Annotated in this window: 18 protein-coding genes and 1 tRNA gene; 11 read left to right on the top strand and 8 right to left on the bottom strand. The window is 69.1% G+C overall.

Going from position 1 to position 20,282, the window contains the following annotated elements; genetic code table 11:
• Window positions 1–45: 45 nt before the first annotated feature.
• Together ligD (PU630_RS12710) and PU630_RS12705 are read right to left on the bottom strand one after the other, a co-directional pair.
• The gene (gene ligD / locus PU630_RS12710; protein WP_275277433.1) at window positions 46–1,254 is read right to left on the bottom strand and encodes a non-homologous end-joining DNA ligase; all 1,209 of its coding nucleotides are present in this window, start codon (window positions 1,252–1,254) and stop codon (window positions 46–48) included.
• A 100-nt stretch (window positions 1,255–1,354) separates the two neighbouring features.
• Window positions 1,355–2,272, bottom strand: coding sequence for a Bax inhibitor-1/YccA family protein (locus tag PU630_RS12705; protein WP_275277432.1), 918 nt, complete (start codon window positions 2,270–2,272; stop codon window positions 1,355–1,357).
• A 134-nt stretch (window positions 2,273–2,406) separates the two neighbouring features.
• Between PU630_RS12705 and PU630_RS12700 the strand changes: the two genes are divergently transcribed.
• The 3 genes from PU630_RS12700 (at window position 2,407) to PU630_RS12690 (ending at window position 5,955) form a co-directional block, all read left to right on the top strand.
• The gene (locus tag PU630_RS12700; protein ID WP_275277431.1) at window positions 2,407–3,372 is read left to right on the top strand and encodes a glycerophosphodiester phosphodiesterase family protein; all 966 of its coding nucleotides are present in this window, start codon (window positions 2,407–2,409) and stop codon (window positions 3,370–3,372) included.
• Between the two features lie 91 nt (window positions 3,373–3,463).
• Entirely contained in the window at window positions 3,464–5,182 is a 1,719-nt protein-coding gene (locus tag PU630_RS12695) for an AMP-binding protein (RefSeq protein ID WP_275277430.1), read from the top strand.
• Window positions 5,182–5,955 (top strand): thioesterase family protein, encoded by a 774-nt coding sequence (locus PU630_RS12690; RefSeq protein WP_275277429.1) that lies wholly within the window; start codon window positions 5,182–5,184, stop codon window positions 5,953–5,955. Before PU630_RS12695 ends, PU630_RS12690 begins: the two co-directional genes overlap by 1 nt.
• Here PU630_RS12690 and PU630_RS12685 read toward each other — a convergent pair.
• A complete protein-coding gene (locus tag PU630_RS12685; RefSeq protein WP_275277428.1) occupies window positions 5,924–6,769 on the bottom strand; it encodes a hypothetical protein in 846 nt (281 codons plus the stop codon). The two genes, PU630_RS12690 and PU630_RS12685, sit on opposite strands and share 32 nt — an antisense overlap.
• Before the next feature lie 47 nt (window positions 6,770–6,816).
• Between PU630_RS12685 and PU630_RS12680 the strand changes: the two genes are divergently transcribed.
• Window positions 6,817–7,773: a patatin-like phospholipase family protein gene (locus tag PU630_RS12680; RefSeq protein WP_275277427.1), complete on the top strand. Its 957-nt coding sequence runs from the start codon at window positions 6,817–6,819 to the stop codon at window positions 7,771–7,773.
• Window positions 7,774–7,837: 64 nt separating this feature from the next.
• Here the strand turns inward: PU630_RS12680 and PU630_RS12675 are convergent, their stop codons facing one another.
• The 4 genes from PU630_RS12675 to PU630_RS12660 all read right to left on the bottom strand — a co-directional run bounded on the left by PU630_RS12675 (window position 7,838) and on the right by PU630_RS12660 (window position 10,422).
• Entirely contained in the window at window positions 7,838–8,671 is an 834-nt protein-coding gene (locus PU630_RS12675) for an LLM class F420-dependent oxidoreductase (protein ID WP_275277426.1), read from the bottom strand.
• An 80-nt stretch (window positions 8,672–8,751) separates the two neighbouring features.
• Window positions 8,752–9,579, bottom strand: coding sequence for a CARDB domain-containing protein (locus PU630_RS12670; RefSeq protein WP_275277425.1), 828 nt, complete (start codon window positions 9,577–9,579; stop codon window positions 8,752–8,754).
• 220 nt (window positions 9,580–9,799) lie between these two features.
• Window positions 9,800–9,872, bottom strand: a tRNA-Met gene (locus tag PU630_RS12665).
• 112 nt (window positions 9,873–9,984) lie between these two features.
• A complete protein-coding gene (locus tag PU630_RS12660) occupies window positions 9,985–10,422 on the bottom strand; it encodes a hypothetical protein (RefSeq protein ID WP_275277424.1) in 438 nt (145 codons plus the stop codon).
• A gap of 102 nt (window positions 10,423–10,524) precedes the next feature.
• On the opposite strand from PU630_RS12660, the gene PU630_RS12655 reads away from it, so the two are divergent.
• Window positions 10,525–11,688: a hypothetical protein gene (locus PU630_RS12655; RefSeq protein ID WP_275277423.1), complete on the top strand. Its 1,164-nt coding sequence runs from the start codon at window positions 10,525–10,527 to the stop codon at window positions 11,686–11,688.
• A 73-nt stretch (window positions 11,689–11,761) separates the two neighbouring features.
• On the opposite strand, the gene PU630_RS12650 is transcribed toward PU630_RS12655, so the two are convergent.
• On the bottom strand, window positions 11,762–12,193 hold the full coding sequence (locus PU630_RS12650) for a VOC family protein (RefSeq protein WP_275277422.1): 432 nt from the start codon (window positions 12,191–12,193) through the stop codon (window positions 11,762–11,764).
• Window positions 12,194–12,259: 66 nt separating this feature from the next.
• On the opposite strand from PU630_RS12650, the gene PU630_RS12645 reads away from it, so the two are divergent.
• The 6 genes from PU630_RS12645 to PU630_RS12620 all read left to right on the top strand — a co-directional run bounded on the left by PU630_RS12645 (window position 12,260) and on the right by PU630_RS12620 (window position 20,280).
• On the top strand, window positions 12,260–14,677 hold the full coding sequence (locus PU630_RS12645) for an ATP-dependent helicase (protein ID WP_275277421.1): 2,418 nt from the start codon (window positions 12,260–12,262) through the stop codon (window positions 14,675–14,677).
• 108 nt (window positions 14,678–14,785) lie between these two features.
• A complete protein-coding gene (locus PU630_RS12640; protein WP_275277420.1) occupies window positions 14,786–16,186 on the top strand; it encodes a sunset domain-containing protein in 1,401 nt (466 codons plus the stop codon).
• A gap of 41 nt (window positions 16,187–16,227) precedes the next feature.
• Window positions 16,228–17,364 (top strand): SseB family protein, encoded by a 1,137-nt coding sequence (locus tag PU630_RS12635; protein WP_275277419.1) that lies wholly within the window; start codon window positions 16,228–16,230, stop codon window positions 17,362–17,364.
• Between the two features lie 16 nt (window positions 17,365–17,380).
• Window positions 17,381–18,751 (top strand): MFS transporter, encoded by a 1,371-nt coding sequence (locus PU630_RS12630; RefSeq protein ID WP_275277418.1) that lies wholly within the window; start codon window positions 17,381–17,383, stop codon window positions 18,749–18,751.
• Window positions 18,752–18,791: 40 nt separating this feature from the next.
• Window positions 18,792–19,820: a non-homologous end-joining DNA ligase gene (ligD, locus tag PU630_RS12625; protein ID WP_275277417.1), complete on the top strand. Its 1,029-nt coding sequence runs from the start codon at window positions 18,792–18,794 to the stop codon at window positions 19,818–19,820.
• Window positions 19,813–20,280 carry a nitroreductase family deazaflavin-dependent oxidoreductase gene (locus PU630_RS12620; protein ID WP_275277416.1) on the top strand — a complete coding sequence of 156 codons (468 nt, stop codon included), beginning with the start codon at window positions 19,813–19,815 and terminating at the stop codon, window positions 20,278–20,280. Before ligD (PU630_RS12625) ends, PU630_RS12620 begins: the two co-directional genes overlap by 8 nt.
• Window positions 20,281–20,282 lie beyond the last annotated feature (2 nt).

Below are 20,282 nucleotides of genomic sequence, written 5' to 3'. Positions count from 1 at the left end.
CGCGAGCGGGTCAGGCCGGGCTGATCGGCGCGAGCGGAGCGCGCCTCACCCGCGCCCGGCCCACGGATCGTAGTCCGCCAGCAGCGGCTCGGGCGCGGGGCGCTCGGCCTCGGGCACGTGCTGCAGGTTGATCCGCACCCGGTACCAGAGCGAGCTCGAGCCGCGCATTCCGTCGACCAGCACGTCGGCGGGATGCAGCATCCCCGCCACGTCCGTGTGCGCCGCCTTCCACTGCTCGAGCGCGGCTTCGGCCTCGGGCTTGGTCTTCGTGCGCGCGATCTCGATGAGCGGCATCGTCGATTGCCGCCGACCGGCGCCGCGCGGCGGCTTCTCGGCCGGTCCGAGCTTCTCAGCCAGCTGCAGCAGCGCGTCGAGGGAACCCGCGGCGTCATCGATGCCCTCGTGCGGATCGCCCTGCTCGGCGAAGCGTTGCGGCACGGTGCGCACCGTGAACGCGTCGGGGCGGCACGTGCGCAGCTCATCCCAGGCGAGCGGGGTCGAGACGCGCGCGTCGGGCAGCGCGCGGACCGAATAGGCGGATGCCACGGTCCGATCCTTCGCGTTCTGGTTGAAATCGACGAACACGGCTTCGCCGCGCTCCTCTTTCCACCACTGCGCGGTCGCAAGCCCGGGGGCGCGATCTGCGACCTCGCGCGCAAGCGACTCGGCCGCGAGCCGCACCTCGCCGAATTCCCATTCCGGCCGGATGCGCACCAGGATGTGGATGCCGCGCGAGCCGCTCGTCTTCGGCCAGCCGACAAGGCCGTGGTCGTCGAGCACATCGCGTGCGACGAAGGCGGCATCCACGATCTGCGACCAGTCGACACCCGGCATCGGGTCGAGGTCGATGCGCAGCTCGTCGGGGTGGTCCAGATCCTCCGCACGCACCGGATGGGGGTTCAGGTCGAGGCATCCGAGATTCACGATCCAGGCCAGGCCCGCGGCATCCCGGATCACCGTCTCTTCGGCTGACGTGCCCGATGCGTAGTGCAGGGTCGCCGTGTCGATGTACGGCGGATGGTTCTCGGGCACGCGCTTCTGGAAGAACGGCTCGGCATCGATGCCCTTCACAAAGCGCTTGAGCACGAGCGGGCGGCCGGCGGCGCCCCGCAGGGCTCCGTCGGCGACGGCGAGGTAGTACCGCACGAGGTCGAGCTTGGTCACGCCCGGCTCGGGGAAGACCACCTTGTCGGGATGCGAGATGCGCACGTCGGTTCCCTCGATATCGAGGTGGGTCTCGTCTTTCGCGGCCATGTTCGCCACCGTAGTGGGGTCGGGATGCCGCGGCCAGGGGCTTGCGCGAACGACGAAGGGGACCGCCCGAGTGGGCGATCCCCTTCGTTGCGACGGGTCGTCAGTTGCTTCGCGCGATGGCGATGATCCGCAGGATCTCGATGTACAGCCAGACGACGGTGACCATGATGCCGAAGCCGCCGAGCCAGCCGTACTTTCGCGGAGCGCGGTTGCGCACGCCCTGCTGGATGAAGTCGAAGTCCTGCACCAGCGAGTAGGCGGCCATGATGACCACGAACACCCCGATGATGAGGCCGAGGGGGATGCCGAAGACCTGGACGTTACTCAGCATGCCGAAAGCGCCGCCAGAGTCCGCCGGGAACGCCCCGAACATCATCATCCCGACGTTGATGAGGGAGAAGACCAGGTAGCCGATCATCGCGATCATCCAGATCTTCGTCGCGCGCTTGGACGCGCGGATCTTGCCGCTCGCGAACAGCGCCAGCGTGACGCCGACGACCGAGAGGGTGCCCAGGGTCGCCTGCAGGACGATGCCGGGCCAGATGATCTCGAAGAACGCCGAGATCGAACCGATGAACAGGCCTTCGAGCGCCGCGTAGGCGAAGATGAGCGGCGGGCGCACGGTCTTCGAGAACGAGATCACCATGGCGAGGATGAAGCCGCCCGCGAGGCCGACGATCCACGGGATCATCGTTGGTGTCGGGCTCGTCGCTGTCACGGTCGACATCGACCAGAACCAGCCGACGACAGCCGTGACGACGAGGATGCCGAACAGGCCGACGGTCTTCCAGACGGTGTCTTCGACCGTCATCCGGTCGGTCTCGACGGCGCCGGCCGACGGTGCGGCGAACTGGCCTTCGAGGTGGGCGTTCACCGATGCGGCCTGCGCCTGCTGGGCGAACGCGGCGTTCTGCGATGAGCCGCCGATGTTCGCGGCCTGCGCGCCGCCGGGGTAGCTCCGGACCGCACTCTGGTCTTGGAAGGCCGGGTTGTTGAAAGCGGGGTTTGCCGAGGGCATGCTCGCACTCTCCGAATCTGTGGGCAGCAATCTGCTGTTCTCCCAACGATAACGGGGAACTCTGCGCACCGCGCGTCCGCGGACTGTGATTCCGCTCAGAGCGATAGATAGCCGTCGTTGCGTAGCCTGGCCGGGTGAGCACCCTCGTCATCGGGCACCGCGGAGCCCCCGGATACCGGCCCGAGCACACCCGTTCGTCCTATGAGCTCGCTCTGGCGCAGGGGGTGGATGCCGTCGAGCCCGACGTGGTGGTCAGCAAAGACGGTGTGCTGGTCGTGCGGCACGAGAACGAGATCTCGACCACGACGGATGTCGCCGATCGCCCCGAGTTTGCCGCGCGCCGCGTGACCAAGCGGTTCGCCGGCTACGAGCTGACCGGCTGGTTCACCGAAGACTTCACCTGGGACGAGCTGTCGAGGTTGCGCTGCCGCGAGCGGCTGCCGAAGCTGCGCCCCGACAACACCGCGTATGACGGGCAGGAGCCGATGCTGCGGCTGCGCGATGTGCTCGAGCTGGCGGCGGCCGCGGACCGCGGCGTCGTGGTCGAACTCAAGCACGCGGTGTACTTCGCGAGCATCGGGTGGGATCTGCCTGGGCTCGTGGCGGCCGAGCTTCACGCAGCCGGCTGGGCCGACGGCATCCACCCCCTCGTCATCGAGTCGTTCGAATCGACCGCCCTCGCGCAGGTGCGTGAGCAGGGGATCGTCGCCCGGTACGTCTACCTTCTCGAGGCGACCGGCACGCCCGTCGACCTCGCGCTCGCGCAGGGACGGGATGCCCCCACGTACGCGTGGACGGCGTCGCCGCCCGGACTCGATTCTCTGGTCGGGCAGGTCGATGGGATCAGCGTCGACAAGGCGTTTCTCACGGGTGCGACGAGGCCGGGCACGCTCGTCGCGGACGCGCATGCGCGCGGTCTGCTGGCGTACACGTGGACGTGCCGCCCTGAGAACACCTTTCTCTCGCGCCCGTACCGGCGCGGGGGCGGCAAACGGGCGTTCGGCGACTACACCGGCGAATGGGGGATGCTGCGCGACCTCGGTGTGGACGGGGTCTTCGCCGACCATCCCGATCTCGCGGTGGCGGTCTTCCGCCGATGACGGCCTCGTCGTTCCGGTGTGCGCAGGCCGTGTCTCCGGTGCGGAGTAGGCTTCGGGTCACCCGTATCCCGATGTCGATGGAGCTCGAGACATGACGTACGCAGGACGTGCCGCCACCCCCGCCACAGACGCCGTTCGTGCGGCGCGTGACCGCCTGTTCGCGCACGCCACGGACTACGACGGGGCGGTCGACGGGTTCTCGTGGCCACGGCCGAAGACGTTCAACTTCGCGCTGGAGTGGTTCGACGTCGTCGCGGGCGAGAATCCGGACCGGCCCGCGGTCACGATCGTCGGAGCCGACCTCGAGGCCCGGTCGTGGACGTACGGCGCGCTCGCGCAGCGATCCGATCAGGTGGCGAACTGGCTCGTCTCGCTCGGCATCGGCCGCGGCGCGCACGTCATCGTCATGCTCGACAACTCGATCGAGCTGTGGGAGGTCATGCTCGGCATCGGAAAGGCAGGCGCCGTGTCGATCCCGACGTCGACGCTGCTGTCGGCGTCGGACCTCGCCTACCGCGTGGAGAAGGGCGAGGTCGACGCCATCGTGTCGCTCACGTCGCTGGCAGATCGGGTCGCCGGTATCAGCGCGGACGTCCTTCGCATCGGTGTGGGCGGCGCCGCGCCCGAGGGATGGCATGACTTCGCGGCATCCATCGACGCTCCCGAGACCTTCGAACCGGACGGGCCGACACCCGCCGATGACACAAGCCTGTTGTACTTCACATCGGGCACGACCAACCGGCCCAAGCTCGTCGAGCACACGCAGATCTCGTACCCGGTCGGCCATCTGTCGACGATGTGGTGGCTGGGACTGCGACCCGGCGACGTGCACCTGAACATCTCGTCGCCTGGCTGGGCCAAGCATGCATGGAGCAGCTTCTATTCGCCGTTCCTGGCCGAGGCGACGGTGTTCGTGTTCAACTACGACCGGTTCGACGCGGGTGTGCTCATGAACGTCATGGACGTGCATCACGTCAGCACCTTCTGCGCGCCGCCGACGGTGTGGCGGATGCTGATCCAGGCCGATCTCGGGCAGCTCACACGTCCGCCGCGCGAGCTCGTGGGTGCGGGGGAGCCGCTGAACCCCGAAGTGATCAGCCGCGTGCGCCGCGCTTGGGGGTCGACGATCCGCGATGGCTATGGGCAGACCGAGATGACGTGCTGCGTCGGCAACTCGCCGGGGCAGACCGTCAAGGACGGCTCGATGGGCCGCCCGACGCCCGGTTACCCGGTCGTGCTCGTCGACCCGGCCACTGGCGAGCTCGCCGAGACCGAGGGGGAGGTGTGCCTCGATCTGGCGCAGAACCCGCTCGGTCTGATGAAGGGGTACTACAAAGACACGCAGGCCACAGAAGCGTCGCGCGTCGGCGGCTACCATCACACCGGCGACATCGCCTCGCGCGACAGCGACGGCTACCTCACCTATGTGGGGCGCGCCGACGACGTGTTCAAGGCTTCCGACTACAAGATCTCGCCGTTCGAGCTCGAATCGGTGCTGCTCGAGCATGACCTCGTCATCGAGGCGGCCGTGGTTCCGAGCCCCGACGCGGTGCGGCTTTCGGTTCCGAAGGCGTATGTGCGCGTGACCGACGCGGCGCTGGCGGCGCCCGACGAGACCGCCCGGTCGATCTTCGCGCACGCGCATGAGCGGCTGTCGGCACACCTGTGGGTGCGGATCATCGAGTTCGTTCCCGACCTGCCCAAGACGATCTCGGGCAAGATACGGCGGGTGGAGCTGCGTGCCCGCGAGGCCGAGCGCGTCGCGTCGGGTGACGACGCGGGGCAGCACCGCGACCGCGATTACCGCTGATGCCGGCGTACTTCGAGCGACTCGGGCCGACGACCTTTCGCGCGACCGTGCACGTGCAGGGCGCGTGGAACGCCGAGGAGCAGCACGTCGCGCCGTCACTCGGGCTCATGGTGCATGCGATGGAACGCGACCACGCGTCGCGGACGGGGATGCCGCTGCAGCTGTCGCGGGTCGCCTTCGACATCCTCGGGGTGATGCCGATCGACGTCGTGGAGCTGACGACGCGCGTCATCCGGCCCGGACGCACTATCGAGCTCGTCGAGGCGGTGCTCAGCCATGACGGACGGGCCGCCGTCGTCGGGCGCGGGTGGTTTCTGAAAACCGCCGACACCGCCGCGCTCGCCGGGTCGCGGCTGGCCGCGCCGCCGCGGCGCGATGATCTGTCGCTGTGGGACACGTCGGAGGTCTGGCCGGGGCGCTTCGTCACGACCGTCGAGACGCTGCGGCATCAGGCCGAGCCGGGGCGGGCGTGGGCGTGGATGCGTCCACTGGTGCCGTTGCTCTCCGGCGAGGACGTCAGCTCGACCGCGCGACTGCTGGGAATGGTCGACATCTTCAACGGGCTCACGGTGCGGGCGGCGCCCGAGGACGTGCACTTTCCGAACGTGGATCTCACCGCACACCTGCTGCGCGCACCCGAGGGGGAATGGTTCGCCGCCGACACGACGGTCAGCTTCGGTCCCACCGGCCTGGGTCTCACGCACACGATCGTGCACGATGACGTCGGTCCGTTGGGCGCGGTCAGTCAGTCGCTGACGGTGCGGCCGCGATGAGAGGTGCGGTGAACACGGCGAGCCGTTCACCATCGAGCACGAACTGCACGGCGACGTCGTCGCCGACGGTGTCACGGAGTTCTTGAGGCAGCGTCTCATCCACGGCGAACTGGACCGTCGGCGGGAACGTGCCGGCACCGCACGCGGACCACGCGGGCCCGTCGATTCCGGTCTGGTCGTCTACATTGCCGGCCACGTAGGCGAGAACACACGGCGCGGCATCCGGGCCGGAGCTGAATAGGTCCCCGCCGCCGCCGATGATCGATATGCCGTGGAACGTGAATCCGCTCGCGCCATCGTGCGATTCGAACATCGGCGCCCACACGAAGTCGGGGTCGGGACGGAGAACGGCGATCTGTTGCGCGTTGCCCTGACGCGAGATCGGCATGATCCACGCGGCGGCGAATGTCATCCCCGCGGCGACGGAGGCCACGGCGACGAGCGAGACGACCCACAGCACCGCGAAGCCGCGGGAAAGATACCAGCGGCGCGGGGCGACGCGGGGGCGGGATGCCGCGGCTGGCGCACCGGCGATGGTCACGGCGGGCTCGGTGAGGCGGGCGCGTGGGGCCGAGGGCACACGGCGGAGGTCGGCGGGCAACGGGGGAGGCGGACCGGGGTGGGGTGGGATGGGCGCGGCGCTCTGGCCGGAGGTGCTCTCGCGCGGGGTGTTCGTGCCGGTGGTGCTCTCGCGCGCGGTGGCCTCGAGGTCATGCAGCCGTTGCAATGCGGACGCATCATCGTGAATGTCGGCCGAGGGTCCGTATGCTCGGGCACGCAGCATCCGCAGTTCTTCGAGGTCGTCGTCGTCCATCACCTGCATGTTCCCACACGCTGCGCCCCTGATACATTCTCGTGATCGTGAATTCTTCTCTTCCCCAACGTGTTCCGCCGGCTGTCGGGCCGACGGGCCGTGCGCTCGTCTTCGGTGGGGGTGGCGCCACCGGCAACGCGTGGCTCGTGGGCATCGTCGCGGGCTTGGCCGAGGCCGGACTCGACGTGCTCGACGCCGACCTCACGATCGGGACCTCTGCCGAGTCGACGGCCGCCGCCCAGTTCACCGTTGCGTCGCCGGCGGAGCTGTATGCGGCGACGGTCGCGCCGGTCGGTTCTGTTTCCGCGCGGGCGGTGGGCCGATCGCAGGGCGCGGCACGACCGCCGATGACGGAACATCTGGCGGCGTTCCAGGCGGTCATTGCCGCATCAACCGACGCGGCAGACATGCGACGCCGCATGGGGGCCGCCGCGCTCGCCGCGGATAGGCGTGACGATGCCGCGTGGCAGGAGCGCTGGCGTACCACGGTTGCCGCGCGGCTGGGCGGTGCGCATTGGCCTGATCGACGGATGCTGATCACCGCGGTCGATGCCCGCACGGGTGAGCCCGTGATCTTCGACGGCGACAGCGGTATCGACCTCGTGGACGCGGTCGCAGCGAGCTGCGCAGGCGGAGCGTTCGCGTATAGCATCGGCGACGGCCGATACATCGACGGCGGATATCGGTCGTTCGCCGAGAACGCCGACCTCGCGACGGGCTACGAGAAGGTTCTCGTGCTGTCGCCGCTGGGCGGGATGTCGCGGTATCCCGAGGAGTGGGGACTGAGCTTGACCGCGCAGGTCGAGGCATTGCGCGCGGCGGGTAGTCGGGTCGAGGTCGTCGCGCCGAGCGCACGCGACGCCCACCTGTTCGCGAACCCGACCGACGTCAGCTTGCGGGTGCCTGCTGCGCGGGCGGGACACGCGCAGGGCGGGGCCTTGGCCGTGCAGCTCGCCAAGCTGTGGGCGAACGAGCCCGATGCCGAACACGGAGCAGCGCGCTGACGCCGGACTGCTCGTCGGGGTGCCGCGCGGCACGTCAGGTCGCGGCATCCCTCCCCGTGAACGCTCAGCCGCGCTGCGCCATCACCGCCCGCAGCGTCGGCACGATGTCGCCCGCCACCGGAAGCACCTGGATGCACACATGGTCGGCACCCGCGTCGAGGTGCGCGTGGACGGCCGCCGAAAGACTCTGCGCAGAGCCGTGCGCGACAATGCCATCGATCAGTCTGTCGCTCCCGCCATCAGCGACGTCGGCGTCGGTGAACCCGCTGCGCTTCATACTCGTCGTGTAGTTGCTCATGCGCAGATAGCGTCCGAGAAAGGCGCGCGCCGTCTCCCGTGCCGTCGCCGGGTCTTCGTCGAGCACCACCGTCTGCTCGGGCGCGATCAGCGGCCCGGTGCCGAGAGCCGCACGCATCGCGCGGGTCTGACCCGGCACGGTGAGATACGGGTGGGTACCGCTGCTGCGGTCGGCGGCCAACGCGAGCATTTTCGGCCCGAGCGCCGAGAGCACACGGTCGTCGAGCGGGACGCCACCCTCATCGAGCACGTCGAGGTACTGCGCCATCGCGGCCAACGGCCGCACGCGCTCCGGTGTCGCCTCGCGATGGCCCGACCCGATGCCGAGCACCAGGCGTCCGGGATGTTTCGCCACGATGCGCCGGTACGACCGCGCGAGTTCGGCGGCGTCAGCCTTCCAGATGTTGACGATGCCGGTCGCGACCACGAGTGTCGACGTGGCGTCGAGGATGTCCTCGGCCGCCCGCAGGTCGGCGCCGGGCGAGCCGCCCTGCCAGAGCGTGCCGTAGCCGAGAGCCTCGATCGTCTGGGCGAGAGCAGCATCCACGTCGCCGACCCCACGCCAGACACCGATCGTTCCCAGGCGTTCCGTCCAGCTCATGCGTGGCTCCTTCGTCGCAGACAATGGTGGATGTCGCCAGCCTAGCCAGCGGCGCATCTTCCGCGGTCGGACTCACGCCGTCACGGCAGGATCGTCGAGTACACCGTGCTCGCGTTGTTGTTCTCATTCGACTCGGTGACCGACTGGCGGTAGTCGACCATTGCGGTCACCGTCGATGCACCGGTGCTGCCGTAGACATTCGTCGGCGCCGGTGGCACCGCCGTGATCACGATCGTGGCGCTCGCCCCGGGTTGCAGCGCCGCAGTGCCGTAGCAGTATGCCATCTGCTGCATGTACTCCGGAGGCACTATGCACGTGAAGCCGATGGCTCCGCTGATGACGGCGTTCGCGTTGACGTCTCCGCCCCAGTTGGTCAGCCAGCGCACGTCGACCGGCGAAGCCGGCGCGTTGCCCGCGTTGGTGACGGTGATCGTCCAGACACCGGCGGCATACAGGCCGCGCACTGATGACGGCCCGGTCATCGTCGTCCGAAGGTCGGGCAGGGGCGGGGCTGTGACGGCCGTTGTCGCGGAGCCGGAGTTGTTCGTCTCCGAGCGCTCGACGATGACCCCGCCGGGGTCGACCGTCGCCGAGAGGGTGATCGACGTCGTGGCCGCCGGCAATCGCACCGCGACGGGAATCGACACGCTGCCCCCATTGGCAAGCGTGCCGCCTGAGCACGTCGCCGTGCTCCCGGCGGTGCTGCAGATCCACCCCGTTGCGGCAGCGGCCGCGATGGTGGCGCCGCCGGCGGTGATCCGCACCGACACGGCTCTCGCTGTCGCGCCGAGCGTCGAGCTGATGTTGCTGACGCGCACCGTGTCGTTCACCGTGCCGCCTCCGGTCGCCGTCTCCGGGCCGGTCGCGGTCGCCGTCAGATCGGGCAGCTTCACGACCGGGTCGAGCACCCCTCCACAGATCGGAGGAGGATCGTCGACGTTGCAATTCGGGCGCGCGGACGCTGGAACGGCTGTCGCCAGGACTCCCGCAGCGACAAGTGCCACGGCTGACAAGGCAGCGCCGATGCGCGTTGCGAGATGGTTCACGATGGACCTCCCCCAGGCCACGAGGCGTGGATGCCTCGAAACGAGAGAGCCGCCGGCGGCACGCGCTGATACGCGGGCGTCGACGCGACGGCGGGAGTCGAACCCGCAACACGACCGGGTATGAACCGGCGCCCGGGGCCACCCGGATCGTCGCGATGTGCCCAGGTTAGGCACACCTCGCGGCGACAGTCACGGGCGATGACCCTGCATGAACCGGCGTGACGCCGCGTGAACCGCGGTGACCGCGTATGACGCTCGGAGTGCGCGTCAGCCGTGCACGCCTTGGTTCGTGCACAGCACGGGTCTGTCGTTCGCCCCGAAGCGGTAGTCATACGACTTTCCGTCGACCGAGACGACGATGCGCATGCCGTCCACGAGCGCCTGGGTGTACATCACGCCGGGTCGCGGACAGCCGAGCGCCCCGTTGTTCCAGGTGACGGCTTCGGACGACACGAGGGCCGGCGTTCCGCTCACGCCGCGGTCGTCGAGGTCTTGCACGATCGCAGCCCACTTCGCGTCCGGAACGGTCGCCGGCGTGCCGCTCGGGGCATTCGTCGGCGATGCGGACGGCGTGATCACACCGTGCGGAGGAAGGGATGCCGCGCCCGACGGCGACTGCGACGGCTCGGACATGGAACCTCCTGAGCATCCGGTCAAAGCCAGCAGGGCCAGACCCAGGGCGAGGGCTGCGGTGCGTGCTCTCATCATCGGCTCCTTCGTCCGTCTCCAGGATAGGTCGCGGGGGCTGCGGCGTGGGCGTTCGGCCCGCGGTCAGGAAGAGCCCGCGCGGATAGCTAAAATCGATCCATGACGACGGCCGGACGACGGGGGATCCTTGCGGTCGTCGTCGCGGTCGCGCTCCTCGCGATCGGGCTCGGCCTCGCGGTCCTGCTCACGGCTGCGGCATCCACATCCCGCACGCTCACATCGTCCCCGGCGCTCGCCGCCGGCGCCCCCGAGAACGACGGCATCGGCATTCGCTACGTCACTGTCGAGCACCGCGACATGGCTGCATGGCTCGGCATCCTTTCTTCTTCAGACATCGCCGGCACGGGTTTCGACCCGGCCGGCGATTCTCATTCCGGGACGACCGTCGTCGACCGCGCCGAGGGTCTGGCCCACGCCGCCCCGGCTCCGATCGCCGAGCGCGACCTCGTCATGGCGTGGTTCGCCCGGATACTGCTCGTGCTCTCGGTCGCCTGGGTCGTCATCGGCATGCTGTCAGCGCGCACGCGTCTCGTGCGACGCCCGGGCGCTGCCGCCGCGCGCGCGACGTGGCTGGCCAGCACGCGCCCCTGGCGGGCACGGGAATCGACGCTCGGGATGCTGGCGCTCGACCGCTGGCTCCTCTTCATCGTTCCGGTGGCGCTGCTGGTGGCGACGCGGGCGGTGCAGACGTCATTCTTCGGCGGTGTTCATCTCGCGGTCGTGATCGGCGCGTGGACCGTGTTCGCGCTGGTGCTGCGACTCGTCGTCGGACGGCGCTCGCCGTGGCCGGTCATCGCGGCGGTCGGCGGTGTCGTGATCCTGCGCTGCCTCGTGACGCTCGTCGGCCTGTCGTTCGCCGGTCCCGGCGGCTCCTGGTCGGCGTTCTGGACGAGCCCGGCGCTGCGCGCCCTCTACATCGCCTTCGGATTCGCGCTGTTCGTCTGGGCGTTCGTCGCCGCCGGCTGGGCGCTCAGCGTGCAGCTCGGATCGCGCCGCGCCACCGGCGGCGTGCTCGCGGCGATCGGCGCCGGCCTTGCCGTGCCCGCGCTGGTCGTCGCGCTCGTGGGCGTGCGTCACACGCTCACCGTCTGGAACGCGCAGCTCGAGCCGCTGCCGTGGTCACTTGCGCGCTTTCTGAACATCCCGGGCCCGATGACCGTGCCCGATGCCGCGGCCTGGTGGCTGGCGGCGGCCGGGCTGCTCGTGGCCGTTGTCGGCGCCGTGCTGGCCCGGCCGGTACGCGAACGGGTCGCATCGCTCTGAGCTGAGCACGGAGCCGAGCACTGGGCGGTGCACTGAGCCGAGCCCTGATCCGAGTACTGAGCCGCGGCATCCCTCACTCCAACCCGGCCGCCCGCATGAGCTCGACGCCCAACGGCTGTGGGTTGTAGGCGACTTCCCACCGGAAGCCGTCGGGATCGGCGAAGTACCCGGAATAGCCGCCCCACTCGCGGTGCCGCGCGGGCGCCACGATCTGCGCGCCGGCGGCCGCGGCATCCCTCATCACCTCATCCACCCCCGCGACATCGGGCATGTTGTGCGAAAGGGTCAGGGGCGGGATGCCGTCACCCGCCGACAGCGGACCCACCTCCTGTTCGAACTCGGCGCGGTTCCACAGCGACAGCATGACCGCGGGGCCGACGCGGAAGAAGATGACCCCGCCCTCGGCCTCGAAGGCGGGCGGCCACCCGAGACCGTCGACGTAGAAGCGGCGCGACGCCGCGATGTCGGCCACCGGAAGGGTGATGAAGGTGATGCGTGCGTCCATTCCCGCACAGTAGTGCGGACCGCCGACACGGACGCTGTCGGCGGCCGCGCCTAGACTCGAGGGGACATGACCGACGCCTCCACGCCCATCGTTTTCGGCGGGGATTCCCCCGCCGCCGGCCGCCCCGACGAAGACCTCCTGCAGGGTCTGAACCCCCAGCAGCGTGAGGCCGTGGTCTACCGCGGGCGCGCCCTGCTCATCGTGGCCGGCGCCGGCTCGGGCAAGACGCGGGTGCTCACCCACCGCATCGCCTCGCTGCTGCGCAACAAAGAGGCCTGGCCGAGCCAGATCCTCGCGATCACGTTCACCAACAAGGCCGCCGGCGAGATGCGCGAACGCGTCGAGCAGCTGGTCGGCCAGCATGCTCAGGGCATGTGGATCTCGACGTTCCACTCGGCGTGCGTGCGCATCCTGCGGCGCGAGGCCGAGCAGTTCGGGTTCACGAAGTCGTTCACGATCTACGACTCGGGCGATTCGCGCGCGCTCATCAAGCGCCTCGTGAAAGAGCACGAGGCCGACGCGTTCGGCCTGACTCCGGCCGCGGTGCAGGGTCGTATCTCGAAATCGAAGAACGAGCTGGTGGATGCCGACGCCTACGCACGCGGCGCGAACATGTCAGACCCTGCCGAGCGAAAGTTCGTCGAGGTGTTCGGCGATTATCAGCGCGCCCTGCAGAAGGCGAACGCCTTCGACTTCGACGACCTCATCGGGCAGACGGTGTACCTGTTCCGGGCGTTCCCGCACATCGCGGACGTGTACCGGCGGCGGTTCCGGCACATCCTGGTGGACGAGTATCAAGACACGAACCACGCCCAGTACGCCCTCATCCACGAACTGACCAGGCCCGTCGTGGGCAAGGCCGCAGAGCCGTATGCCGCGGGCGGCATGATGATCTTCGAGCCCGAGCACGCCCCCGAGGTCGAGCCGGCGTCGCTGACCGTCGTCGGTGACTCCGACCAGTCGATCTATGCGTTCCGCGGCGCCGACATCCGCAACATCACGGAGTTCGAGCGTGACTACCCGGGCGCGAAGGTCGTGCTGCTCGAGCAGAACTACCGCTCGACGCAGAACATCCTCTCGGCCGCGAACGCGGTGATCAGCCACAATTTCGACCGCAAAGACAAGAAGCTGTGGACCGACGTCGGCGAGGGCGAGAAGATCGTCGGCTACACCGGGTACTCGCAGCACGACGAGGCCCAGTTCGTCGCCGATGAGATCGAGGTGCTGCACCGCGGCGGCATGCCCTACGGACAGATCTCGGTGTTCTACCGTACGAACTCGCAGTCGCGTGCGCTCGAGGAGATCTTCATCCGCGCGGCCATCCCGTACAAGATCATGGGCGGCACACGGTTCTACGAGCGCGCCGAGATCAAAGACGCGCTGGCCTATCTGACCGCGGTCGCCAACCCGGCTGACGAGATGGCGCTGCGTCGCATCGTCAACAAGCCCAAACGCGGCATCGGCGACGTCACGGTCGAGACCATCGCGCGGTACGCGGCCGAAGAGGGCATCACGTTCCGCGACGCCCTGGGCAACGCGTCGGCGCTGGGGCTCGGGCCCAAGCTGCAGACCGCGGTGGCGCGACTGGATGCCGTCTTGGCCGAGGCATCCGAGATCATGCTGCCCTCGTCGGGCGAGATCCCCTCGCCCACATCCGTGGCCGAGGGGCTCGGCGTGCTCCTCGACAAGAGCGGGTACCGTGACGCGCTGCGCGCCAGTCGCGACCCGCAAGACGAGGCGCGGCTCGAGAACCTCGACGAGCTCGTCGCCGTCGCGCGCGAGTTCGCCCGCAACAACCCCGAGGGCACGATCCTCGACTTCCTCACCGAGGTCGCGCTGGTCTCCGACGCCGACGGCCTCGAAGACGCCTCGGGCACGGTGTCGCTCATGACGCTGCACACCGCGAAGGGGCTCGAATACGACACGGTGTTCCTCACCGGTGTCGAGGAGGACCTCCTGCCGCACCGCATCTCGGCGAACGAGCCGGGCGGTCCCAGCGAGGAGCGACGGCTCTTCTACGTGGGCGTGACGCGTGCGCGCCAACGCCTCTACCTGACACTCGCGATGACCCGCGCACAGTTCGGTGAGGTCTCGGTCGCGATGCCCAGCCGCTTCTTGCAGGAGATTCCGCTCGAGCTCGTCGACTGGCGGCAATCGCCCGGCGACGTGAATTCGCGCGGTGGCACGCAGTCGCGTGCACTTAACGCACGCCGGCCCGGTTCGAGCTGGGGGCGCCGTGACGAACCTGCGCTCAAGCCCAAGTCGACCGCGATGGAGAAGTTCCCCAATCGCATCCCGGCGAGGGTGCGTGACAACGGCGACATGGAACTGACCAGTGGCGACCGCATCCGTCATGAGGACTTTGGCGAGGGCATCGTCGATGCCATCACGGGCGAGGGTCCCAAGCGCGTCGCGCACGTGCGGTTCGACACCGCCGGCGCCAAGAAACTGCTCGTGAAGATCGCACCCATCGAGAAAATCTGACGCCGCCCCCACTCCGTCCCGTTCTGGGCATTTCCCCAGGTCACGGTTTGAGAAAATTGAACCGGACGCCGGTACGGGATGCCGGTGGAATCGGGGAACGGAAAAGAGATGAGCACCTTCGCACGACGGCGAACACCACGAGGGCGAGCCCTCGGCGCGATGCTGACGGGAGTGCTCATCGCATCGATGTTGACGCTTGCCGCCCCGGCTGCTGCGTCGTTCGCTGATGACAGCGCGCTGACCCGCGGCTCGGCGGCCTCTGAGGGCGGTGCGCTGCCTGCGGTGGAGACTCCGGCGACGGCGCCGACCATCACCGGAACCGTGAAGGTCGGATCGACCCTCACCGCACACGCCGGCGACTGGCAGCCCGAGGTCGTGCTGTCGTACCAGTGGCTCGCCAACGGCGTCGCCGTCGGTGGTGCGACCGCTCGCGCGTTCATCCCGGCCGCAGCCCAGCGAGGCGCGAAGCTCTCGGTCCGTGTCACCGGCAGCCTCGACGGGCACGCGGACACGACGGCGACGTCGGCGTCCACCGCAGCGGTCGCCGCGGGAACGTTGACGAAGGCGACGCCGACGATCACCGGAACGGTCGCGGTCGGCTCCACCCTCACCGCCACACCAGGCACGTGGACCGGTGGCACGAGCTTCACCTACCAGTGGTACGCGAACGGCAAGGCCGTCTCGAAGGCGACCTCGCGCACCCACAAGGTGACCGCCGCGCAACTGGGCAGCACGTTCAAGGTGAAGGTGACAGGCAAGAAGGCCGGTTACACGACTGTGTCGCTCACGTCGAAGGCGACGGCGAAGGCGCCGAAGGTCAGCACGCCGTCGGTGACCGGCTCGGCGCACGTGGGTGTGAAACTGAGCGCGAAGAAGGGCACCTGGACCACGGGTACGTCCTTCTCCTACCAGTGGTACGCGAACGGCAAGGCCATCTCGAAGGCGACGAAGTCCACCTACACGGTGTCATCGGCGCGTGTCGGCAGCGCAATCAGCGTGAAAGTGACCGGCAAGAAGTCGGGCTACGCGACCGTCGCGAAGACCTCCAAGGTGACGCGCACAGTGCCCAAGACCGCGACGCCGAAGATCTCGGGGGCCAGCACGGTGACCCGCACGCTCACCGTCACGCCCGGCGCCTGGACGAAGGGCACGACGTTCACGTACCGGTGGTATGCGAACGGCAAGGCGATCGCCAAGGCGAACAAGAAGAGCATGAAGCTCACTACGAAGATGGTCGGCAAGCAGATCTCCGTCAAGGTGACCGGCAAGAAGGCGGGATACACGACGGTCTCGAAGACGTCGAAGAAGAGCAGCAGGGTCGGCTACCCGTCGCGCACGACCCCGTCCTCGGCGTGGAACTGCCCCGCGTGGGCGCCGATCAAGGGCAATGCGAGCTCGATGATCTACCACATGCCCGGCCAGCGCTTCTACAAGGCCACCAAGCCGGAGGAGTGCTTCCGTACCCAGGCGGCCGCGCGCAGCGCCGGGTATCGCAAGGCGAAGGTCTGATCGCGAACGGTGAGGGTCTCACGCCGGGTTAGGCTGGCGTAATGGCACTCTTCTCCCGCGGCTCGAAGGCGACCGGTTCCGACAACGGTGACAAGCTCGCCGAAGAGACGACCCCCGATTCTCCGGAAGCGGAAGCGACGGATGACGTAGCCGCCGAAACCGGGACGGACGCCGCACCCACCGCTGAGCCCGACGCCGCGAGTGAGACGCTGCCGGCGCCCGACGTTCCGCAGGTCGGCATCTCGACGACGTCGTATGGCGGATTCGGCGCGGGCAGCCCTGCGCAGCCCGCTGCTCCCGCGCCGACCGGTGAACCCCCGGCACCCGAGGAGACGATCCCGGGTCTGCCCGATAACGTCGTACTGCGCGGAACCCTCGCCGCCCTGACGGAGAACCCCGAGCCCCACGACATCCTGGGCGTGGCCCGCCAGCTGCTGCAGGGCAACGTGTACCTGCGGGTCAAGGGCAATGCACAAGAACTCATGAGCACCGGCGAGGCGCTGCCGCTGGCGATAGCGACCCGTGAAGAGGGTCAGTTCGTCATGCTGTACAGCTCGGGCGCGGCGCTGGCCGCGGCCGTCCAGGCCGACGGCGACACCGAGACCTCCGCGCTGGGCCAGCCCGGACCGGCCGTGCTGCAGTACGTGCTGCAGGGGGAGTTCGCGGGCGTGATGGTCGATCACGCCTCGGCCCCCGCCGCCGTCGTGCTGCCCCGTGCGCTCATCGAGCGCATGGTGTCGGAGTGGGACCCGCAGTGCGCCCTCAAGAAGCTCGTCAGCGGACCGCGTAGCGAAGAGACGTCGGCGCAGGTAGCTGAGGCGTTGACGACCGCGCCGCTGTGGATCGCCGTGAACCGTGCCTCGGATGACGACGACTGGGGCGTGGCTGAATCGCGCACCGACGCGGGGGAGCGCATCCTTCCCGTCTTCTCGCATCCGCTGGAGGTGGTGGCCCTGGGCCGCAACGACCGGCCGATGCCGTTCACCCCCGCGCAGCTCGGGCAGGCACTGCGCGGTGACGAGGGGATCGACGGCGTCGTCGTCGACCCTGTCGGCCCGTGGCTGCGCCTCGGGCGCGACGAGCTTTCGGCAGTGATCGCTCTACCCGAGCCCGAGGCCGATCAGCAGATCGACGAAGAGCAGGCAGAGGAGCCCGACGAGCAGGGATCCGACGACTGAGACCGGCGAGGGTGCGGTGACGCGCGCCGACGCCGCGCCGTTCCGGGCGCGCTTCGTCGCCCCGCTGCTGTGGGGCACATCCCTCAACCCGATCAATTCGTCGATCATCGCGACCTCGCTCGTCGCGATCGGCACCAGCTTCGGCGTCGGCGCCGGCCAGACGGCCACGCTCGTCGCGGCCGTTTACGTCGCGAGTGCCGTGGCCCAGCCGGCGATGGGGCGTCTCGCGACGCAGTTCGGCGCGCGGCGCGTGTTCCTGGCGGGCCTGAGCATCGTCACTGTGGCCGGCATCGTCGGAGTCTTCGCGCCGAGCTTCTCCTGGCTGATCGCCTCGCGCGCCCTGATCGGCATCGGCACGGCGGCGGGCTACCCGTCGGCCATGGCGATGATCCGTGCCCGCGCCGAGAGCGCTGGTACCGGCATCCCCGGCGGTGTCCTCGGCGGCATCTCGATCGCCGGGCAGGTGACGGCGGCGCTCGGATTGCCGCTCGGCGGCGTGCTGGTCGGTGTGTGGGGATGGCCGGCTGTCTTCGCCGTCAACATCCCGCTGGGCCTTCTCGGCATCATGATGACGCTGCTGTGGGTGCCGGCCGACGGACCGAGAACGCGCAGCTCTGTGCGCACGCTGGCACGCGCACTCGACCCAGTGGGCATGGCGCTGTTCGCCGCCACCGTGAACGCGCTGATCGCTCTGTTGTCAGATGTACGCCACCCGAATTGGTGGTTCGCAGCCGTGTGCGCCCTCGCGCTCGGAGGTCTCATCGCGTGGGAGCTGCGGGCGCGGCATCCCTTCATCGATGTCCGGATGCTGGCTCGCAACGGACCGCTCGTGCGCACGTATCTGCGCCAGGCGCTGACGCTGATGGCCGCATACACGGTGCTGTACGGCTACGTGCAGTGGCTGGAAGAGGGACGTGGTCTCGGGCCAAGCGTGAGCGGGCTCGTGATGCTGCCGATGAGCGCCGTGGCAGCCGTGGGGGCTGCCGTGATCGCGCCCCGAGCGCTCGTGCGGGGCCCGCTTCTGCTCAGCGCGATCGCTATCGTCGTGGGTGCTGCGGCCGTCACCCTCGTCGATGCGCACACGAGCGTCGTTCTGCTGGTGGCGCTGAGCCTCGTGTTCGGCGTCGTGATGGGCATGAACTCGACCGCTAATCAGGCAGCGCTCTACGGGCAGACGACCGCTGACGACATCGGGGTTGCGTCCGGGCTTCTGCGCACCTCGAGCTACCTCGGCGCGATCTTCGCGTCGGCGCTGATCGCGCTCGCCTTTCCGGGACGCGCGACGGACGCCGGCCTCCACCTGGCCGCCGTCGTGATGATCGGCCTCGGGGTCGCCGTGCTGCTGCTTGTCGTGTTCGACCGGCGCCTTCCATGGCGGGTGCGCTGACCCCCTGTCGGACGTCGGAGGTCACCGTTAGCGTGGGGGCATGGCTTCGCCGCGGATCACGCTGACCGTCCCCGGGCCTCACGGCGACCGTGAGGTCGGTCTGTCGAGTCCGGATCGTGTCGTCTGGCCCGAAGTGGGAATCACCAAGCGCGAACTCGCGGAGTACTTCATCGCCGTCGCCGACCCTTTCCTGCGTGCGAACGGCGACCGCCCCGTGTCGCTGCAGCGCTTTCCGGACGGCATCGACGGCGAGGCCTTCTTCTCGAAGAACCCGCCCAAGGGGGCGCCCGAGTTCGTCGAGTCGGTGACCGTCACGTACAACAGCGGCCGACGGCATCCACAGCTCGTCCTCACCGAGATCGCAGCCGCGGTGTGGGCTGCGCAGATGAACACCGTCGTGTTCCATCCGTGGGCGTCGCTCGCGTCCGACACCGACAACCCGGTCGAGCTGCGTATCGATCTCGATCCGCAACCGGGGACGGACTTCGGGGATGCCGCGGCCGTCGCCCCCGCACTGCGTGACGTGCTTGCCGAGGCCGGGCTTGAAACGTGGATCAAGACGAGCGGCAACCGCGGGCTGCACGTGTTCTGCCCGATCGAGCCTGCGCACGAGTTCCTCGACGTACGGCATGCGGTGATCGCCGCGGGCCGGGAGCTCGCGCGCCGCATGCCCGACAAGGTGACGATGGACTGGTGGAAAGAGGAGCGCGGCAAGCGCATCTTCATCGACTACAACCAGGCCAACCGCGATCGCACGATGGCCGGGGCGTACAGTCCTCGCGCGCTGCCGACGGCAACGGTGTCGACGCCGCTCGCCTGGGATGAGCTCGCGTCGGCAGATCCCGCCGCGTTCACGGTGCGGACGATCCCGCGGCGACTGGCCGAGGTCGGCGACCCGTGGGAGGCGATCGCGGCCAAGCCCGGCCGCATCGACACGCTGCTCGAGTGGTGGCAGCGCGACCTCGACGACGGGCTGGGGGAGTTGCCGTTCCCGCCCGAGTTTCCGAAGATGCCCGGCGAGCCCCCGCGGGTGCAGCCGAGTCGGGCGAAGAAGGAGGACGATGGGTGAGAAGCGCATCGACCGGGTGATCCGCGACCTGCTGCGCACGCAGTGGCTGGTGCGGGCGCCGATCGGGCTCTACCGAGCAGGCCTCGGCTGGATCTTCGGCAGGCGACTGGTCATGATCGAGCATCTCGGACGGGTCTCGAACGAGCCGCGCTACGTCGTGGTGGAGGTCGTCGATCGCGGCCGCAACCGCATTGTCGTGGCATCCGGATTCGGCACGAAAGCCCAGTGGTACCGCAACCTGAAGGCGAACGGCGTGGCCTATCTGAGCACGGGGCGCGCCCGCCGCGTCCGCGCGCACGTGCACCTGCTCTCGCCGGAGGATTCGGCGGCCGCGCTTGGAGGCTATGCGGCGCAGCATCCCGCCGCATGGAAGCGGCTCAAAGGGGCGATGGATGCCGCGGCCGGCGGCGACGCGAAGATACCGCTCGTCGAATTCACGCCACCGCGCGAGGGAGACTGATC

The organism is Microbacterium horticulturae, assembly GCF_029094505.1.
Taxonomy (GTDB): Bacteria; Actinomycetota; Actinomycetes; order Actinomycetales; family Microbacteriaceae; genus Microbacterium; species Microbacterium horticulturae.
This window is presented reverse-complemented; position numbering and strand designations above follow the sequence as displayed.

Excerpts from the sequence above, each read along its gene's own strand:
- PU630_RS12705 (WP_275277432.1), bottom strand. The coding sequence starts at position 2,272 with ATGCCCTCGGCAAACCCCGCTTTCAACAACCCGGCCTTCCAAGACCAG.
- PU630_RS12645 (WP_275277421.1), top strand. The coding sequence starts at position 12,260 with ATGACCGACGCCTCCACGCCCATCGTTTTCGGCGGGGATTCCCCCGCC.
- PU630_RS12675 (WP_275277426.1), bottom strand. The coding sequence starts at position 8,671 with ATGAGCTGGACGGAACGCCTGGGAACGATCGGTGTCTGGCGTGGGGTC.
- ligD (WP_275277433.1), bottom strand. The coding sequence starts at position 1,254 with ATGGCCGCGAAAGACGAGACCCACCTCGATATCGAGGGAACCGACGTG.
- PU630_RS12640 (WP_275277420.1), top strand. The coding sequence starts at position 14,786 with ATGAGCACCTTCGCACGACGGCGAACACCACGAGGGCGAGCCCTCGGC.
- PU630_RS12660 (WP_275277424.1), bottom strand. The coding sequence starts at position 10,422 with ATGAGAGCACGCACCGCAGCCCTCGCCCTGGGTCTGGCCCTGCTGGCT.
- PU630_RS12690 (WP_275277429.1), top strand. The coding sequence starts at position 5,182 with ATGCCGGCGTACTTCGAGCGACTCGGGCCGACGACCTTTCGCGCGACC.
- ligD (WP_275277417.1), top strand. The coding sequence starts at position 18,792 with ATGGCTTCGCCGCGGATCACGCTGACCGTCCCCGGGCCTCACGGCGAC.
- PU630_RS12685 (WP_275277428.1), bottom strand. The coding sequence starts at position 6,769 with ATGGACGACGACGACCTCGAAGAACTGCGGATGCTGCGTGCCCGAGCA.
- PU630_RS12620 (WP_275277416.1), top strand. The coding sequence starts at position 19,813 with ATGGGTGAGAAGCGCATCGACCGGGTGATCCGCGACCTGCTGCGCACG.
- PU630_RS12655 (WP_275277423.1), top strand. The coding sequence starts at position 10,525 with ATGACGACGGCCGGACGACGGGGGATCCTTGCGGTCGTCGTCGCGGTC.
- PU630_RS12635 (WP_275277419.1), top strand. The coding sequence starts at position 16,228 with ATGGCACTCTTCTCCCGCGGCTCGAAGGCGACCGGTTCCGACAACGGT.
- PU630_RS12650 (WP_275277422.1), bottom strand. The coding sequence starts at position 12,193 with ATGGACGCACGCATCACCTTCATCACCCTTCCGGTGGCCGACATCGCG.
- PU630_RS12695 (WP_275277430.1), top strand. The coding sequence starts at position 3,464 with ATGACGTACGCAGGACGTGCCGCCACCCCCGCCACAGACGCCGTTCGT.